1 protein-coding gene is annotated in these 1,001 nt (G+C 68.0%); it reads right to left on the reverse strand.

Annotated elements, in window-relative coordinates; translation table 11 throughout:
• A partial coding sequence (locus AB0I03_RS27255; RefSeq protein ID WP_360417534.1) for a DnaB-like helicase C-terminal domain-containing protein occupies nt 1–1,001 on the reverse strand: 1,001 nt, incomplete at both ends.

Genomic DNA, 1,001 nt, shown 5'->3' on the forward strand with positions numbered 1-1,001 from the left:
ACCTCCTGCTGACGGCTCTCGGCGCGCTTGGAGCCGCCGGACTGCATCAGCTGGAGGTAGTCGATGACGACCAGCTTCAGCTCGTTCCGCTGCTTCAGCCGCCGGCATTTGGCGCGGATCTCCATCATCGAGAGGTTCGGCGAATCGTCGATGTAGAGCGGGGCCGCCGAGACGTCCGGCATGCGGCGCGCCAGCCGCGTCCAGTCGTCGTCGGTCATGCTGCCGGAACGCATGTGGTGCAGCGCCACCCGCGCCTCCGCGGACAGCAGACGCATCGCGATCTCGTTGCGCCCCATTTCGAGCGAGAAGATCACGCTCGGCAGGTTGTTCTTGATCGAGCAGGCCCGCGCGAAGTCCAGCGCGAGCGTCGACTTACCCATGGCCGGACGGGCCGCGATCACGATCATCTGGCCCGGATGCAGACCGTTGGTCAGCGCGTCGAGATCGGTGAACCCGGTCGGCACGCCCGTCATCTGGCCCTGCCGCGAGCCGATCGCCTCGATCTCGTCGAGCGCGCCCTCCATGATGTCGCCGAGCGGCAGATAGTCCTCGCTGGTCCGCTGCTCGGTGACGGCGTAGATCTCCGCCTGGGCCTTGTTGACGATCTCGTCGACGTCGCCGTCGGCGGCGTATCCCATCTGCGTGATCCGGGTGCCGGCCTCGACGAGGCGGCGGAGCACGGCCCGCTCGTGGACGATCTCGGCGTAGTACTCGGCGTTGGCCGCCGTCGGTACGGACTGGACCAGGGTGTGCAGATACGAGGCGCCGCCGACTCGGGCGATCTCACCGCGCTTGGTGAGCTCAGCCGCGATGGTGATCGGGTCGGCCGGCTCGCCCTTGGCGTAGAGGTCGAGGATCGCCTGGAAGACCAGCTCGTGGGCGGGACGGTAGAAGTCCTCGCCCTTGAGGACCTCGACGACGTCCGCGATGGCGTCCTTGGACAGCAGCATGCCGCCGAGCACGGACTGCTCGGCGTCGAGGTCCTGCGGCGGGACCCGTTC

It is taken from the genome of Glycomyces sp. NPDC021274 (assembly GCF_040641195.1).
Taxonomy (GTDB): Bacteria; Actinomycetota; Actinomycetes; order Mycobacteriales; family Micromonosporaceae; genus Glycomyces.